This window comes from Streptomyces sp. N35 (genome assembly GCF_016464295.1).
Lineage (GTDB): Bacteria > Actinomycetota > Actinomycetes > Streptomycetales > Streptomycetaceae > Streptomyces.
This window is the reverse complement of record NZ_JAEIMH010000060.1, coordinates 19517-35794: the sequence shown is the minus strand read 5'-3', so window position 1 is coordinate 35794 and position 16278 is coordinate 19517. Positions and strand designations below refer to the sequence as shown.

Annotated in this window: 14 protein-coding genes and 1 tRNA gene; 11 read left to right on the top strand and 4 right to left on the bottom strand. The window is 71.2% G+C overall.

Annotated features, from left to right (window positions below):
- Positions 1 to 257: 257 nt before the first annotated feature.
- Together JAO81_RS28555 and JAO81_RS28550 are read left to right on the top strand one after the other, a co-directional pair.
- Positions 258 to 1679, top strand: coding sequence for an NAD-dependent malic enzyme (locus tag JAO81_RS28555; RefSeq protein WP_199550838.1), 1422 nt, complete (start codon positions 258 to 260; stop codon positions 1677 to 1679).
- Positions 1680 to 2078: 399 nt separating this feature from the next.
- On the top strand, positions 2079 to 2360 hold the full coding sequence (locus JAO81_RS28550) for an HU family DNA-binding protein (RefSeq protein WP_016645140.1): 282 nt from the start codon (positions 2079 to 2081) through the stop codon (positions 2358 to 2360).
- A gap of 100 nt (positions 2361 to 2460) precedes the next feature.
- Here JAO81_RS28550 and JAO81_RS28545 read toward each other — a convergent pair whose 3' ends face one another.
- Positions 2461 to 3111 carry an HAD family phosphatase gene (locus JAO81_RS28545; RefSeq protein WP_199550837.1) on the bottom strand — a complete coding sequence of 217 codons (651 nt, stop codon included), beginning with the start codon at positions 3109 to 3111 and terminating at the stop codon, positions 2461 to 2463.
- 71 nt (positions 3112 to 3182) lie between these two features.
- Entirely contained in the window at positions 3183 to 4529 is a 1347-nt protein-coding gene (gene murA / locus JAO81_RS28540; protein WP_199550836.1) for a UDP-N-acetylglucosamine 1-carboxyvinyltransferase, read from the bottom strand.
- A 269-nt stretch (positions 4530 to 4798) separates the two neighbouring features.
- On the opposite strand from murA, the gene JAO81_RS28535 reads away from it, so the two are divergent.
- The 6 genes from JAO81_RS28535 (at position 4799) to JAO81_RS28510 (ending at position 12547) form a co-directional block, all read left to right on the top strand.
- Positions 4799 to 5407, top strand: coding sequence for a YqgE/AlgH family protein (locus JAO81_RS28535; protein WP_199550835.1), 609 nt, complete (start codon positions 4799 to 4801; stop codon positions 5405 to 5407).
- Between the two features lie 62 nt (positions 5408 to 5469).
- Positions 5470 to 5763: a DUF3039 domain-containing protein gene (locus tag JAO81_RS28530; protein WP_199550834.1), complete on the top strand. Its 294-nt coding sequence runs from the start codon at positions 5470 to 5472 to the stop codon at positions 5761 to 5763.
- Between the two features lie 119 nt (positions 5764 to 5882).
- Positions 5883 to 7526, top strand: a complete 1644-nt coding sequence (locus tag JAO81_RS28525) for a beta-N-acetylhexosaminidase (protein WP_199550833.1) — start codon at positions 5883 to 5885, stop codon at positions 7524 to 7526.
- A gap of 307 nt (positions 7527 to 7833) precedes the next feature.
- A complete protein-coding gene (locus tag JAO81_RS28520) occupies positions 7834 to 8721 on the top strand; it encodes a xanthine dehydrogenase family protein subunit M (RefSeq protein ID WP_199550832.1) in 888 nt (295 codons plus the stop codon).
- Positions 8718 to 10265, top strand: coding sequence for a 2Fe-2S iron-sulfur cluster-binding protein (locus tag JAO81_RS28515; RefSeq protein ID WP_199550831.1), 1548 nt, complete (start codon positions 8718 to 8720; stop codon positions 10263 to 10265). Before JAO81_RS28520 ends, JAO81_RS28515 begins: the two co-directional genes overlap by 4 nt.
- Positions 10262 to 12547: a molybdopterin cofactor-binding domain-containing protein gene (locus JAO81_RS28510; protein ID WP_307813807.1), complete on the top strand. Its 2286-nt coding sequence runs from the start codon at positions 10262 to 10264 to the stop codon at positions 12545 to 12547. Before JAO81_RS28515 ends, JAO81_RS28510 begins: the two co-directional genes overlap by 4 nt.
- A 73-nt stretch (positions 12548 to 12620) precedes the next feature.
- Here the strand turns inward: JAO81_RS28510 and JAO81_RS28505 are convergent, their stop codons facing one another.
- Positions 12621 to 13091 carry a carboxymuconolactone decarboxylase family protein gene (locus tag JAO81_RS28505; protein ID WP_199550830.1) on the bottom strand — a complete coding sequence of 157 codons (471 nt, stop codon included), beginning with the start codon at positions 13089 to 13091 and terminating at the stop codon, positions 12621 to 12623.
- A 160-nt stretch (positions 13092 to 13251) separates the two neighbouring features.
- Here JAO81_RS28505 and JAO81_RS28500 point away from each other — a divergent pair, with 160 nt between their 5' ends.
- Together JAO81_RS28500 and JAO81_RS28495 are read left to right on the top strand one after the other, a co-directional pair.
- A complete protein-coding gene (locus JAO81_RS28500) occupies positions 13252 to 13830 on the top strand; it encodes a GNAT family N-acetyltransferase (RefSeq protein WP_199550829.1) in 579 nt (192 codons plus the stop codon).
- Positions 13827 to 14393, top strand: coding sequence for a GNAT family N-acetyltransferase (locus JAO81_RS28495; RefSeq protein WP_199550828.1), 567 nt, complete (start codon positions 13827 to 13829; stop codon positions 14391 to 14393). The genes JAO81_RS28500 and JAO81_RS28495 overlap by 4 nt, the downstream gene beginning before the upstream one ends.
- Positions 14394 to 14445: 52 nt before the next feature.
- Here JAO81_RS28495 and JAO81_RS28490 read toward each other — a convergent pair.
- Positions 14446 to 14517: transfer RNA gene (locus JAO81_RS28490), tRNA-Cys, on the bottom strand.
- Positions 14518 to 14725: 208 nt separating this feature from the next.
- On the opposite strand from JAO81_RS28490, the gene JAO81_RS28485 reads away from it, so the two are divergent.
- On the top strand, positions 14726 to 16168 hold the full coding sequence (locus JAO81_RS28485; protein WP_199550827.1) for an MFS transporter: 1443 nt from the start codon (positions 14726 to 14728) through the stop codon (positions 16166 to 16168).
- Positions 16169 to 16278 lie beyond the last annotated feature (110 nt).

Below are 16278 nucleotides of genomic sequence, written 5' to 3'. Positions count from 1 at the left end.
GGGGGACCATTCACCGCCACGGAGCCCCCCCCCCGGGGGGGCGTCCACCTTTTTGTATGTAGCCACAGAGTCGATACGTGCCCCCTGAAAGGGCTTCCGCGCCACCCTGCACTTCTCGTATGGTGGAAGTGGTTTTCCGAAATTGCACCCTGTCCACGAGCAAAACGTTCTAAACCCGGGACGGCTACCTCGTACCGGCAGGTAGGTGCGACGATCGGATGACGCACGCGATGTACAGGTGAAAGAGAGAAGTCGGCATGGCAACGGCGCCCAGCGTCTCCTACTCGATGACGGTCCGACTCGAGGTGCCCGCGAGCGGAACCGCCGTCTCGCAGCTCACCACGGCCGTCGAATCCTCCGGTGGCTCCGTCACCGGCCTGGACGTGACCGCTTCGGGCCACGAGAAGCTCCGGATCGACGTCACCATCGCGGCGACCTCCACCGCGCACGCCGACGAGATCGTCGAGGAGCTGCGCGGCATCGAGGGCGTCACCCTCGGCAAGGTCTCCGACCGTACGTTCCTGATGCACCTCGGCGGCAAGATCGAGATGCAGTCGAAGCACCCCATCCGCAACCGTGACGACCTCTCGATGATCTACACGCCGGGTGTGGCGCGCGTCTGCATGGCGATCGCCGAGAACCCCGAGGACGCCCGGCGCCTGACCATCAAGCGCAACACCGTTGCGGTCGTGACGGACGGCTCCGCCGTCCTCGGCCTCGGCAACATCGGCCCGATGGCCGCCATGCCGGTCATGGAGGGCAAGGCCGCCCTCTTCAAGCGCTTCGCCGACATCGATGCCTGGCCGATCTGCCTGGACACCCAGGACACCGACGAGATCGTGTCGATCGTCAAGGCGATCGCCCCCGGCTTCGCGGGCATCAACCTCGAGGACATCTCCGCACCGCGCTGCTTCGAGATCGAGGCCCGCCTGCGCGAGGCCCTCGACATCCCGGTCTTCCACGACGACCAGCACGGCACCGCCATCGTGGTGCTCGCCGCCCTGACCAACGCCCTTCGTGTGGTGGGCAAGTCGATCGGCGACGTGCGCGTGGTCATGTCGGGCGCGGGCGCCGCCGGCACCGCGATCCTCAAGCTCCTGCTCGCGGCCGGCGTCAAGCACGCCGTCGTCGCCGACATCCACGGTGTGGTGCACGCGGACCGCGCCGACCTGGTCGACGCCGCCGCGGACTCGCCGCTGCGCTGGATCGCCGACAACACCAACCCCGAGGGCGTCACCGGCACGCTCAAGGAAGCGGTCGTCGGCTCGGACGTCTTCATCGGTGTCTCCGCGCCCAACGTCCTGGACGGCAACGACGTCGCCGCCATGGCGGACGACGCGATCGTGTTCGCGCTTGCGAACCCGGACCCCGAGGTCGACCCGTCAATCGCCCGGCAGACCGCGGGAGTTGTCGCCACCGGCCGTTCGGACTTCCCCAACCAGATCAACAACGTCCTGGTGTTCCCGGGTGTGTTCCGCGGTCTGCTCGACGCCCAGTCGCGCACCGTCAACACGGAGATGATGCTCGCGGCGGCGACGGCCCTGGCCGATGTGGTGTCGGAGGACGAGCTCAACCCGAACTACATCATCCCCAGCGTCTTCAACGACAAGGTCGCGGGCGCGGTGGCCGGCGCGGTGCGCAACGCGGCGAAGGCGGCGGGCGCGGCCCCCTCGGCGTGATGTGACCCGAAGCACGGTCTGAATGGCGGCGCGTCGTGGAACGCGACGTGTACGGAGGCGCTCTAGGGTTGCGGCGGAATCCAGGCCCTCATGCCCTGCGGTGCTTCGCCGGGAGCCGACGGAGCGTCACCATTTCGGGGCATGTTGCCTACGATGGGCGCTTTTCGTGTGACTGCGCTACCCATAACGGGGCGGCGGATTGGCTTTCCCGCCGGAGGTGGGGGCAGGATGCTTCCCCAAGGGCTTAGTCCGAGGGGCACCCCCACGGGCGCGAGGGTCCGGCCGGCGGACCCGGGTCACGGGACCGCCGAGGGCCCTGGCAGCATCGGCTTCGCTGTGCCCGACAGGCTTTGCCGCGTGGCACCGCCTCAACAGCAAGAAGAACACGGGAGTAACAACATGAACCGCAGTGAGCTGGTGGCCGCGCTGGCCGACCGCGCCGAGGTGACTCGCAAGGACGCCGACGCCGTGCTGGCCGCTTTCGCCGAGACCGTCGGCGAGATCGTCGCCAAGGGCGACGAGAAGGTCACCATCCCCGGCTTCCTCACCTTCGAGCGCACCCACCGTGCCGCTCGTACTGCCCGCAACCCGCAGACCGGTGAGCCGATCAACATCCCCGCCGGCTACAGCGTGAAGGTTTCCGCGGGCTCGAAGCTCAAGGAAGCGGCCAAGGGCAAGTAAGTCCTTTCGCCTCCTGAGGGGTCACCGGGTCCGTCCCGGTGGCCCCTTCGGCGTTGGTCCGGGGCCGCGCCCCGTGCATCCCGACTTCGTTCGGTTCTCGTCAATCGCCGGAGGGGCTGATGTCGACCTCCGTCAGGGACCGTACGAAGGTTGTACGCGGCCCCGACGGGATCCCCGGGACGGTGGGGACCGCCAACAACCCGCACCCCGCCGCCAGCGCCGCAGCCGCCCCCGTAGGGGTGTCCTCGACGGCGAGGCAGGAGGCCGGGTCGACGCCCAGCGCCGCGGCGGCGTTCAAGTACGGGTCCGGGAACGGCTTCCCGCGCCCGGACTCACCCTCCGCGAAGGACGCGTCGAAGCGGTGGCGGCCGAGAGTCGCCAGGACCAGGTCCGCCACATGCCGCTCCGAGGAGGTCACCAGCGCGGTGGGGACGCCCAGTTCCCGCGCCCGGTCAAGCAGGGCGAGCGCGCCCGGCTGCACCGTCACACCGGCCGCCACGGCCTCCGTGAAGGCCTTGTCCAGCGCCTGGGCCACTTCTTCCTGCGGGCGCGCGGTGAGTTGATCCCGTACGAGCAGATCCGCGGCGACCGCGATCGTCGCGCCCGCGAACGGGGCGAGCAGGGACGCGGGGGCCGGCCTGTTCTCGGCGGCGAGGAATTCCCGTACGACATCGAGCCAGGCGTGCTCGGTGTCCACGAGTGTGCCGTCCATGTCGCAGAGCAGGGCGGCGGGGCGGGGGAGAGTGACCATAGCTACCTCGGCATACGTAGGGGCGGCTGCCAACTGCCGGCAGCCGCCCCGGAAACGTACAAGCAGAGGATCTAGACGAGCGCACCGCCCGGCAGTTCGACCTTCGCGCCGAGCTCCATGAGCTTCTCCATGAAGTTCTCGTAGCCGCGGTTGATCAGGTCGATGCCGTGCACGCGGGACGTGCCCTGCGCGGCGAGCGCCGCGATCAGGTACGAGAAGCCGCCGCGCAGATCGGGGATCACGAGGTCCGCGCCCTGGAGTTTCGTCGGGCCCGAAACCACCGCGGAGTGCAGGAAGTTGCGCTGGCCGAAGCGGCAGTCGGAGCCGCCGAGGCACTCGCGGTAGAGCTGGATGTGGGCGCCCATCTGGTTCAGCGCGGAGGTGAAGCCGAGCCGCGACTCGTACACCGTCTCGTGGACGATGGACAGGCCCGCGGCCTGCGTGAGCGCGACGACCAGCGGCTGCTGCCAGTCGGTCTGGAAGCCCGGGTGGACGTCCGTCTCGAGAGCTATGGCGTTGAGCGAGCCGCCCGGGTGCCAGAAGCGGATGCCCTCGTCGTCGATCTCGAAGGCGCCGCCGACCTTCCGGTACGTGTTGAGGAAGGTCATCATCGTGCGCTGCTGTGCGCCGCGTACGTAGATGTTGCCCTCGGTCGCCAGCGCGGCCGACGCCCAGGACGCGGCCTCCAGGCGGTCGGAGAGCGCTTTGTGGTTGTAGCCGCCGAGGCGGTCGACACCGGTGATCCGGATGGTCCGGTCGGTGTCCATCGCGATGATCGCGCCCATCTTCTGCAGTACGCAGATGAGGTCCTCGATCTCCGGTTCCACGGCGGCGTTGGAGAGTTCGGTGACGCCCTCGGCCAGTACGGCCGTCAGGAGCACCTGTTCGGTCGCTCCCACGGACGGGTAGGGCAGCGCGATCTTGCAGCCGCGCAGCCGCTGCGGCGCCTCCAGGTACTGGCCGTCGGCGCGCTTCTCGATGGTCGCGCCGAACTGGCGGAGCACCTCGAAGTGGAAGTCGATCGGCCGGCCGCCGATGTCGCAGCCGCCGAGACCCGGGATGAACGCGTGGCCGAGGCGGTGCAGAAGCGGGCCGCAGAGCAGGATCGGGATACGGGAGGAACCGGCGTGCGCGTCGATGTCCGCGACGTTCGCGCTCTCGACGTGCGAGGGGTCCATCACGAGTTCGCCCGGCTCGTCGCCGGGGCGGACGGTCACACCGTGCAGCTGCAGCAGGCCACGCACCACGCGGACATCGCGGATGTCGGGCACGTTGCGCAGCCGGCTCGGCTCGTGGCCGAGCAGCGCGGCGACCATCGCCTTGGGCACGAGGTTCTTAGCTCCGCGGACACGGATCTCGCCCTCGAGCGGGGTTCCGCCGTGGACAAGGAGTACGTCGTCGGTGCCGTTGACGGTCATGTATCTCGCGTTCCGATGAGTCGGGCAGGGGGGTCCGAAGGTGCAAGCGTAATGGCCGTGCACCCCTGTTCCGGAAGCCCGAAGGGGCTTCAGAACCGTCATGAGTTCGCCACAACACGAGCGGTTGCTTCGCAGTTGCGTACGGTCACCGGATCGCGGGCCGGTGTGTGAGGGTGTCCGATCGGCGCGGCGCCCCGCTCACCACCGGATATGGGGCTGTGACATCCGTGTCTGTCCCCCGCGGCCGAATATGCGGGATCATGTCGACCATGACCGAGGTGTCCTCGCTCACAGGGCGGTTGCTCGTGGCCACCCCCGCCCTGGCGGACCCGAACTTCGACCGCGCGGTCGTCCTCCTGCTCGACCACGACGAGAAGGGTTCGCTCGGCGTGGTCCTCAACCGGCCCACGCCGGTGAGTGTCGGCGACGTCCTCGAGGGCTGGGCGGAACTCACCGGTGAGCCGGGCGTCGTGTTCCAGGGCGGACCCGTCTCGCTCGACTCGGCGCTCGGTGTGGCCGTCATCCCGGGCGATTCCACGGAGCGGGCGCCTTCCCCGAGCTCTCGGCTTCGCTCGAGCAGGGGAGACCCCATCGGCTGGCGCCGGGTGCACGGGGCGATCGGGCTCGTGGACCTGGAGACCCCGCCGGAACTGCTCGCGGCCGCGCTCGGTTCGCTGCGGATCTTCGCCGGGTATTCGGGCTGGGGTCCGGGGCAGCTGGAGGACGAGCTGGCCGACGGCGCCTGGTACGTGGTGGAGTCCGAGCCCGGGGACGTCTCCTCGCCGGTGCCGGAGAACCTGTGGCGCGCGGTGCTGCGGCGCCAGCGCAGCGAGTTGGCGATGATCGCGACATATCCGGACGATCCCTCTCTTAACTAGAGGGATGACTGGAGGGACCCCGCCCGGCCGCCTTTGGGCGAAGCCTTCGGTAGCCTTTGGATATGAGCACTCTCGAGCCCGAGCGCGGCACAGGTACGGGGACCCTCGTCGAGCCGACACCCCAGGTGTCGCACGGCGACGGTGACCATGAGCGCTATGCCCACTACGTCCAGAAGGACAAGATCATGGCGAGCGCGCTCGACGGCACCCCCGTCGTCGCGCTCTGCGGCAAGGTCTGGGTACCGGGCCGCGACCCGAAGAAGTACCCGGTGTGCCCCCTGTGCAAGGAGATCTACGAGTCCATGGGGGACAGCGGCGGCAAGGACAAGGACGGCAAGGGCGGCGGCAAGAAGTAGCCCGCCCGCTCCGTCGGGCAGTACGGCCGTACGGCTCCGGTGTGTGCTCGGGCGCGCGCCGGGGCCGGTTCTTTTTTCAGCCTCGTTGTATATGCCACCCACGTGACAGGGTCGTGACCATGACGACTCCTGACGAACTGCCGCCCCTCGTACCGCTGCCGCGCACCTACGAGTTGACCGCCGGCGGCACGTATCCGATCGGCGCCGCATCCACCCTGTGCGCCGGCCCCGGCACCGAAGGTGTCGCACGCTGGCTGCGCGCCACGGTCGGGGCGGCCACCGGTCTGCCGCTCGACCCCGGGCCGGAACGCGGTGCCATCGCGCTGCGCATCGATGCCGAACTGGTCCCCGAGGCTTATCGCTTGACCGTGCGGGCGGGCAGCGGCGTACGGATCGAGGGCGGCAGCGCGGCCGGGGTGTTCTGGGGTGCGCAGACCCTGCGGCAGCTGCTCGGGGCCGAGGCGTTCCGGCGCGCGCCCGTCGCCGGGCGGCCGGAGTGGGACGTACCGGAGGTCCTCGTCGAGGACGCACCCCGCTTCGGCTGGCGCGGCATGATGCTCGATGTGGCACGGCACTTCATGCCCAAGGACGGCGTGCTGAGGTACCTCGACCTCATGGCCGCGCACAAGCTCAACGTCTTCCACTTCCACCTCACCGACGACCAGGGCTGGCGCGTCGAGATCAAGCGCCACCCGCGTCTGACCGAGGTCGGCTCGTGGCGCTCGCGCACCAAGTACGGGCATCGCGCGTCGCCGCTGTGGGAGGACAAGCCGCACGGCGGCTTCTACACGCAGGACGACATCCGCGAGATCGTCGCGTACGCGCGGGAGCGGCACATCCGGATCGTGCCCGAGATCGACATCCCCGGGCACTCGCAGGCCGCGATCGCCGCGTATCCCGAACTCGGCAACCGCGACGTCGTGGACACCGCGGCGCTGGACGTCTGGGACACCTGGGGCGTCAGTTCGCATGTGCTCGCGCCGTCCGAGGAGGTTCTGCGGTTCTACGAAGGGGTCTTCGAGGAACTGCTCGGCCTCTTCCCCGAGGACGTGTCGCCCTTCGTGCACATCGGCGGCGACGAGTGCCCCAAGGAGCAGTGGAAGCAGTCCGCGTTCGCGCAGGAGCGGATGCGGGAGCTGGGGCTCAAGGACGAGGACGAACTGCAGTCGTGGTTCATCCGGCACTTCGACCGGTGGCTCACTCAAAGGGGCCGGCGGCTCATCGGCTGGGACGAGATCCTCGAGGGCGGGCTCGCCGAAGGCGCGGCGGTGTCCAGCTGGCGCGGGTACGCGGGCGGGATCGCGGCCGCGCAGGCAGGTCACGACGTCGTCATGTGCCCCGAGCAGCAGGTGTACTTGGACCACCGCCAGGACGGCGGCGAGGACGAGCCGGTGCCGATCGGATACGTACGGACGCTCGAGGACGTGTACCGCTTCGAGCCCGTGCCGCCGCAGCTGTCGGCCGACGAGGCCGCCCATGTGCTCGGGACGCAGGCGAATCTGTGGACCGAGGTCATGGAGAGCCCGGGGCGCGTCGACTACCAGGCGTTTCCCCGGCTTTCGGCCTTTGCCGAGGTGGCCTGGAGCGAGCTCGGGCCTTCCGGTGCGCGGTTATTCGCCGGGTTCGAGCGGCGAATGACCGCGCACTACGCCCGACTTGAGGCGCTCGGCGTCGACTTCCGGCCGCCGGGTGGCCCGTTGCCGTGGCAGCGGCGGCCCGGAGTGCTCGGACGCCCGATCGAGGGGGCGCCCCCAAACGTGTGAGGTGTGCACGACCCATGTGTCCCGGGGGTGCGGCCCTGGGAGCGTGGGCGTCCGGTGTCGGACGCGCGCCGTGAACGGCCAGAAGTGATGGTCGGCAATGGCGCCTGAAATCCGGGCATTACGTGAATTCCCGTGCGAAAGGGTCCTAGTGGACCCCACCGTCGGCGGGTACGGAAGATGTGCCAGAGTTGCCACGTCCGGCCTGTGAGCACGTACCGTACCGGGGGCACCCCCTGCTCGAAGAGCTTGGGGGAGCAGCAGACACACCACGGCCTCATGAGTCGGGCACGGGAAGGGGCAGCCGGTCTTGACCACGCACGCACCGCAGGTGGCGCAGTCCGTGACGTTGCCGACCTCGCTCGACGAGGCGGTCGCGGCACTCTCCGCCATGCCCGCCGCCGTGCCCGTGGCCGGTGGCACCGATCTGATGGCCTCGGTGAACAAGGGGCAGCTACGGCCCGCCGGTCTGGTCGGGCTCGGGAAGATCAACGAGATCCGCGGCTGGCAGTACCAGGACGGCCACGCGCTGCTCGGCGCGGGGCTCACCCACGCCCGCATGGGCCGCCCCGACTTCGCCGCCCTGATCCCCGCGCTCGCCGCCGCCGCCCGCGCGGCCGGACCGCCCACCATCCGTAACGCAGGGACGCTCGGCGGCAACATCGCCACCGCCGCCCCGACCGGTGACTCGCTGCCCGTGCTCGCCGCGCTCGAGGCCGACCTGATCGTCGCGGGACCCGGTGGCGCACGCCGTGAGGTGCCCGTCTCGCATCTGCTCGCCGGGATGGAGCGGCTGCGCGGCGGTGAACTCATCGGCTACGTACGGATTCCGCTGCTGCACGCCCCGCAGGTTTACCTGAAGGCGACCGGCCGCACCGGCCCAGGACGCGCCCTCGCCTCCGTCGCCCTCGTGCTCGACCCCGCGCGCCGAGGGGTGCGGTGCGCGGTGGGCGCGGTCGCGCCGATGCCGCTGCGTCCGCTCGAGGCCGAGCGCTGGGTCGCCTCCCTGATCGAATGCGCCGCCGCCGGGGCGCGGGCCCCCGGGCCGCCCCCCGCCTTGGGCGCCTTTGCCCCCCCGGCCTGCATCCCCGACCAGGCACCGGACGGCACCCCGCAGGAACTGCCGCCCGCCGTCCAGCAGCTCAGGCGCACGGTTTCCGTGCTTGCGCGGCGGGCACTGGGGAGGGCGCTGGGATGAGCGGTACGGAAGGCAACGGCGCTCCCGGTTACGGGGACGGGTACGGGGACGCGTACGGAAGCGGCGGACAGGTGAGCAACGGGCAGCAGGGCGAGGGCTCGTACGGGAACGACGCGAACGGTTCGTACGGCCACGGCGGCTGGCAGCCCACGAGCCAGGGCGAGTACGACGGCGACGCGACGGCCTTCGTCGCGCCCCCGGGGGGCCCCGCGCCCCCCCCCCCCGCGGCGCCCGGCGGCAGCTTCGTACCGCCGCAGATCTGGGGCGTGCCCGGCGCCGCCGCCGATCCGGCGGCCACCGGGACCTTCGTGATCCCCGCGCTGGTACCGCAGATGGGCACGGGGCCGGCCGCTGCCCCCGAGCCCGCTCCCGCGCCCGTCCAGTGGCCCGAGCCGAATGCGCCCCAGCAGCCCGCGCCGCAGCACGAGGCGGGCATGACCGGGCAGTGGTCGTTCACGGAGGCGGCCGCCCAGGCGGCGCCCGAGCCCGGGCCGTCGCAGGTCACCGGGCAGTGGTCGATTCCGCTGGCCCAGGGTGATCTTCCGGATGAATCGGGCGAGTTCACCTCTTCCTCGCTGGTCGACCAGTGGACGGACCGTGCACCGGCGACCCTGCCGGGCGGTGCTCCGGCGCCGTGGGCGCAGGCCGTGCCGCAGGACGCTCCGCGGTCCGGGTCGCAGGATGCCTCGCAAGCCGCCTCACAAGACGTCTCGCAGGGCGCCTCGCAAGCCGTTTCGCAGAACGGGGAGCCGGTCGCGCAGGGCGATCCCGCCACCCCCGAAGCGGTGCCGGCCGCGGAACAGCCCGCGGAAGCCGACGTACCGCAGCGGGACGCACGGCGGGACGCCCAGCCGGAACCTGCCGCCGACGAGCCGTCCGCGCAGGACGCCGCCGAGGTCGCCCCGGACGGTGACGGGCAGCCGGACGGATCCGAACCCGCCGCCCCTGTCTCCGCCTTCGGCGACGAACACCCCCTGTCCTCCTACGTGCTGCGCGTGAACGGCGCCGACCGCCCGGTCACCGACGCCTGGATCGGCGAATCGCTGCTCTACGTGCTGCGTGAGCGCCTCGGCCTCGCCGGCGCCAAGGACGGCTGCTCGCAGGGCGAGTGCGGTGCGTGCGCGGTGCAGGTCGACGGCCGCCTCGTGGCCTCCTGCCTCGTGCCCGCCGCGACGGCCGCGGGCAGTGAGGTCCGTACGGTCGAAGGCCTCGCCGACGAAGGGCAGCCCTCCGACGTGCAGCGGGCACTCGCCGCGAGCTGCGCCGTGCAGTGCGGCTTCTGCGTACCGGGCATGGCGATGACCGTGCACGATCTGCTGGAAGGCAATCCGCAGCCGACCGAACGCGAGGCCCGCCAGGCGCTGTGCGGCAACCTCTGCCGCTGCTCCGGCTACAAGGGCGTACTCGAAGCGGTCAAGGACGTCGTCGCCGAGCGGCAGTCGGCCGTGCCCGAAGGCGAAGCCGACGACCAGGCACGCATCCCGCACCAGGCACCCCCGGGTGCCGGTGGCGTCACCTACTCGCAGGGCGGAGGCCGGGCGTGAGCAACGAGACGGTCACCGCACCCGCCGCCGAGGAGAAGCAGCACGGCATCGGTGCCTCGCTGCCGCCCGCGGACGCGCGTGCGAAGACGGAGGGGACGTTCCCGTACGCCTCCGATCTGTGGGCCGAGGGCCTCCTGTGGGCCGCGATCCTGCGCTCCCCGCACCCCCACGCCCGTATCACCTCCATCGACACCTCCGGCGCCGAGCAGATGCCGGGCGTGCACGCGGTCGTCACGCACGCCGATGTGCCCGGTGACGCGGCGCACGGCCGGCGGATCGCCGACCGTCCGGTCTTCGCCTCCGAGCTCGTACGCCACCACGGCGAGCCCATCGCCGCCGTGGCCGCGGACCACCCGGACACGGCGCGGATGGCGGCGGCCGCGATCATCGTCGAGTACGAGGTGCTCGAACCGGTCACCGACCCCGAACAGGCCTTCGCCGCCGAGCCGTTGCACCCCGACGGCAATCTGATCCGGCACATCCCGCTGCAGTACGGGGACGCCGAGGCCACCGGCGAGGTCATCGTCGAAGGCCTCTACCGCATCGGCCGCCAGGACCCCGCCCCCATCGGCGCCGAGGCGGGCCTCGCGGTACCGCGGCCCGACGGCGGCGTCGAGCTCTATGTCGCCTCCACCGACCCGCACTCGGACCGCGATCTGGCCGCCGCCTGCTACGGCCTGGAGCCCGACCGCGTGAAGGTCGTCGTCACGGGCGTGCCCGGCGCGACCGCCGACCGCGAGGACCCCGGCTTCCAGCTCCCGCTCGGGCTGCTCGCGTTGAAGACCGGCTGCCCGGTCAAGCTCACCGCGACCCGCGAGGAGTCCTTCCTCGGCCACGCGCACCGGCACCCGACGCTGCTGCGCTACCGCCACCACGCGGACGCCGAGGGCCGCCTGGTCAAGGTCGAGGCGCAGATCCTGCTCGACGCGGGCGCCTACGCGGACGCGTCCTCCGAATCGCTCGCCGCGGCCGTCGCCTTCGCCTGCGGTCCGTACGTCGTGCCGCACGCCTTCATCGAAGGCTGGGCGGTGCGCACCAACAACCCGCCCTCCGGGCACGTTCGGGGTGAGGGCGCGCTCCAGGTCTGCGCCGCGTACGAGGCGCAGATGGACAAGCTGGCCGCGAAGCTGGGCGTGGACCCGGCCGAGCTGCGGCTGCGCAACGTGATGGCCACGGGCGACATCCTGCCCACCGGCCAGACGGTGACCTGCCCGGCACCCGTCGCCGAACTCCTGCGCGCCGTAAGGGACTTCGACCTGCCCCCGCTCCCCAAGGACACCCCGGAAGAGGAGTGGATCCTCCCCGGCGGCCCCGAAGGCGCGGGCGAACCGGGCGCGGTGCGCCGCGGCGTCGGCTACGCGCTCGGCATGGTGCACATGCTGGGCGCGGAAGGCACCGACGAGGTCTCGACCGCGACCGTGAAGGTCCAGGACGGCGTGGCGACCGTGATCTGCGCGGCCGTCGAAACCGGTCAGGGCTTCTCCACCCTCGCCCGCCAGATCGTCCAGGAGACCCTGGGCATCGAGGAAGTCCACGTCGCCGCTGTCGACACCGACCAGCCTCCCGCGGGCGCGGGCTGTCGCAGCCGCCATACGTGGGTCTCCGGCGGAGCCGTCGAACGCGCCGCGAAGATGGTCCGCACGCAGCTTCTGCAGCCCCTGGCCGCCAAGTTCGGCATGTCCACGGAGCTGCTCCAGATCGCCGACGGCAAGATCACCTCGTACGACGGTGTCCTCTCCACGACCGTCACCGAGGCGATGGACGGCAAGGAACTCTGGGCCACGGCCCAGTGCCGCCCGCACCCGACGGAGCCGCTGGACGAGACGGGCCAGGGCGACGCCTTCGTGGGGCTCGCGTTCTGTGCGATCCGCGCCGTGGTCGACGTGGACGTGGAGCTCGGCTCCATCCGTGTCGTCGAGCTCGCCGTGGCCCAGGACGTCGGCCGTGTCCTCAACCCGGCCCAGCTGGCGGCCCGGATCGAAGCGGGCGTGACCCAGGGCGTCGGCGCGGCGCTGACCGAGAACCTGCGCACTCCGCGCGGCGTGGTCCGCCACCCGGACCTGACGGGCTACGCACTGCCGACTGCCCTGGACGCGCCCGATATCCGCATCGTCAAGCTCGTCGAGGAGCGCGACGTGGTGGCCCCCTTCGGCGCCAAGGCCGCCTCGGCGGTCCCGGTCGTCACGGCCCCCGCCGCAGTCGCCGGAGCAGTCCGAGCAGCAACTGCCCGCCCAATAAACCGCCTCCCGATCCGCCCCCAGGCGGCGGTGGTCTCCCCCTGACGAAAAGGGGACCATCTGTCGCGTACGCATCGGGCAAATCGCCCACGCGGCGCGACGAATGGTCCCCCGCTCGTTAGAACTGGCCGACGGCGTACGCGCCGGCGGGGTTTTGGGTCGTTACGTTCAGGCGGTTCATTGCGTTCATCAGGGCTATGAGGGAGATCAAGGCGGCGAGTTCGTTTTCTGGGTAGTGCTTCGTGGCGTTTGTCCAGACCTCGTCCGGGACGCCGCCCGAGGCGTCGGCGATACGGGTGGCCTGTTCGGCCAGGTCGAGGGCGGCGCGCTCGGCCTCCGTGTAGACCGTGGCCTCGCGCCAGGCGGTGACCAGGTTGATCCGCACCGCGTCCTCGCCCTCGTGCGCCAGGTGCTTGGTGTGGATGTCGACGCACATCGCGCAGCCGTTGATCTGGCTGACCCGCAGGGAGACGAGCTCCTGCAGGGAGGTCGGCAGCGACGAGTCGGTGAGGACCTTGCCTGCGGAGACCAGGTACTTGAGGTGCTTCGCGCCGAGTTCGTTGGTGAAGAGGTTCAGTCGTGCGGTCATGGCGGGCTCCTCGTATGCGGTGGTGTGAGTTGCTGACAACCACGGGATGCCGCCGGGTCCGAAGCTGTGACAGGGCAGTTGATGTGACCCGGCTCACCCGTCCGGGAGCGCACGTATGCTCCGTAACAGAAACAGGCTGTGAGTTGAGGGAGGGGCCCGCGTGACTGTCGTGAGCGGGGAGGCCGTGGTCGTCGAAGGGGACGGGCTCGTGCTGCGGGAATGGCGGGACGACGACATCGACGCCATGGTGAAGATCTTCGACAACGACGATGTCGCCCGGTTCACGCCGCTTCCCGTCCCCTTCGGTCCGGCGCAGGCCGAGGCGCATCTGGCGACGGCACGCGAGAGGCGCGTGGCCGGCACCCGGCTGCGGTTCGCGGTCACCACCGACGGCGGACTGCCGTTCGGCGAGGTCATGGTGAACCTGGAGGACGGCACCCTCGGCTACGCCATCGGACCCGAACACCGCGGCCGTGGCCTGGCCGTACGGGCCACGCGGCTGCTCACCTCGTTCGCGCACGAAGAGCTGGGCCTGCGCGAACTCAGACTGCAGATCGACGAGGACAACCTCGCGAGCCGGGCCGTCGCCACGGCGACCGGCTACCGGATGGTCGAGGACGAGGCCGAGTGGATCGAGTCCAACGGGCGGCGGGTGCTGCTCACCAGCTGGCTGCATGAGGACACCGCCCACCGGTCGCATGAGGACACCGCCGACCGTTCGTATGAGGACACCGCTTGATACTCCGTGAACTGCGCACGCCCCGGCTGAGGTTGCTGCCGGTGAAGGCCGAGTACGCCGCCGAGATGGCGCGGGTGCTCGGGGATCCCGCGCTGCACACGTTCATCGGGGGCGCGCCCGAGGGCGAGCAGGAGCTGCGGGCGCGGTACGAGCGGTGGGCGGCCGGTTCCCCGGAGCCGCAGGTGACCTGGTGCAACTGGGTGGTCGAGCTCTGCGCCCAGCGGCGGTTCGTGGGGGCGGTGCAGGCGACGGTCGGTCCCGCGCCGGCGCATCTGTCCGGTTACGCGGAGGGCTCCCGTATCGCCGAGATCGCCTGGACCGTGGGCACCCCGTGGCAGGGGCGGGGCATCGCGCGGGAGGCGGCCTGTGCGCTGGTGGCGGCGCTGGCACAGGAACCCGTCCAGCGCATCGCCGCCGTGATCGCCCATGTGCACCCGGATCATCACGCCTCCGCGGCGGTCGCCGCGGCCGCCGGGCTCGTCTCCACCGATGTCGTGCACGACGGGGAGATCATGTGGCGGCTCGAGCTGTCGGAGACAGGGGCGGGCCTGCGGGAGACGTGAGGACCCCGGGTGCGGGACACCCGGGGCCGCTCCGTGCGCGCTGCCGCACCGGAGGCCGTGGCGGGAATCGAACCCGCGTTACTTGCTTTGCAGGCAAGCCCCTGAACCACTCGGGCACACGGCCGTGTTGATGTCCTCGACGGTAGGCGGGCGTCCGGGCGCGGCCAAGGCAACGGCGGGTGCCGCAATACGACTGCCATGCCGCGTTCACGCTTCGGGGTGGCGGCTTCCGGGTGGCCGCGGCGAGGCTTCTAGGCGTAGGACCAACGGACCAGGAAGGTCCCGTCCCTGGTCAGGCGCGGTTGTCAGTGCCGGGTCGTACGGTTCTTCGCATGACCGCTGTCGAACCGCGCACCGCAGCGCTCCCGAGCCTCGCCACCCCTGATGAAGGGGTGCTGGGGCGGCGCCTGCGCGCCCTGAGCGTCGGGATCGTCTCGGTCGTCGTCCTGATCGCCTTCGAGGCCACCGCGGTCGGCACCGCGATGCCGGTGGCGGCACGGGAGTTGGACGGGATCGCGCTCTACGGCTTCGCGTTCTCGGGGTACTTCACGACCTCGCTCTTCGGCATGGTCCTGGCCGGCCAGTGGGCCGACCGGCGCGGACCGCTGGGGGCGCTGGCGGCGGGAATCGGCGCGTTCGCGGCGGGACTGCTGCTGTCCGGTACGGCGGGGGCGATGTGGCTGTTCATCGCAGGGCGCGCGGTGCAGGGGCTCGGCGGGGGACTGGTGATCGTCGCGTTGTACGTGGTGGTCAGCCGGGCCTATCCGGAGCGGCTGCGGCCCGCGATCATGGCGGCGTTCGCGGCGGGCTGGGTCGTCCCGGCGATCGTCGGCCCGCTGGTGGCGGGGACGGTGACCGAACACCTCGGCTGGCGCTGGGTGTTCCTCGGCATCCCGGCCCTGGTGGCGATCCCGCTGCTGCTCGCGCTGCCGGCGATACGGACCAATGCCGGGGGACCGCCGGACGGCGCGCCCACGCTCCTCGAGTCCCGCCGGATCCGTCTCGCGCTCGGCATCTCGCTCGGCGCGGGCCTCCTGCAGTACGCGGGCCAGGATCTGCGGCCGTTCTCGGTGCTGCCCGCGGCGGCCGGGCTCGCGGTGCTCGTCCCGTCGGTGCTCGCGCTGCTGCCGCGCGGCACATTCCGAGCGGGGCGCGGGCTTCCTTCGGTGATCCTGCTGCGGGGTCTCGCGGCGGGTTCGTTCATCGCGGCGGAGTCCTTCATCCCGCTGATGCTGGTCTCACGGCGCGGCCTCTCCCTGACCATGGCCGGTCTCGCCCTTGCGGTCGGCGGCGCTACCTGGGCGCTCGGCTCCTACCTCCAGTCCCGTCCGCGCCTCGAAGACCGCCGCGAGCCGCTGGTTCGCCTCGGCATGGTCCTGGTCACCGCGGCGATAGCGACGGCCCCGACCGTCCTGATCGAGTCCGTCCCGGTCTGGATCATCGCGCTCGCCTGGGCCTGGGGCTGCTTCGGTATGGGCCTGGTGATCTCCTCGACCAGCGTCCTGCTCCTGAGCCTGTCCGCCCCGACGGAAGCGGGCGCCAACTCCGCGGCGCTCCAGATATCCGACGGCCTGTCCAACGCCCTGCTCCTCGCGGGCGGCGGAGCGGCGTTCGCGGCGCTGGGCGGGGGCGCGCTCTCCGGACACGGGGCGGATGCGGCTACGGGCGGGCCCGCGGTGGCGTTCGCTTCGGTGTTCGTGCTGTCGGTGCTGGTCGCGGCAGTGGGCGTATGGGTGGCGGGACGGCTGCGTACTCCTGAGGATTCGCTCAGGTGACCCAAGCCGCACCCTGTCGCGTGTGACCCATCTCGCACCCGGCCCCGACCCGCCTCGTTGCGCCGGGACCGAAACACCCGCACCGGTAAGGTGGCCCGGTTGTCATACGG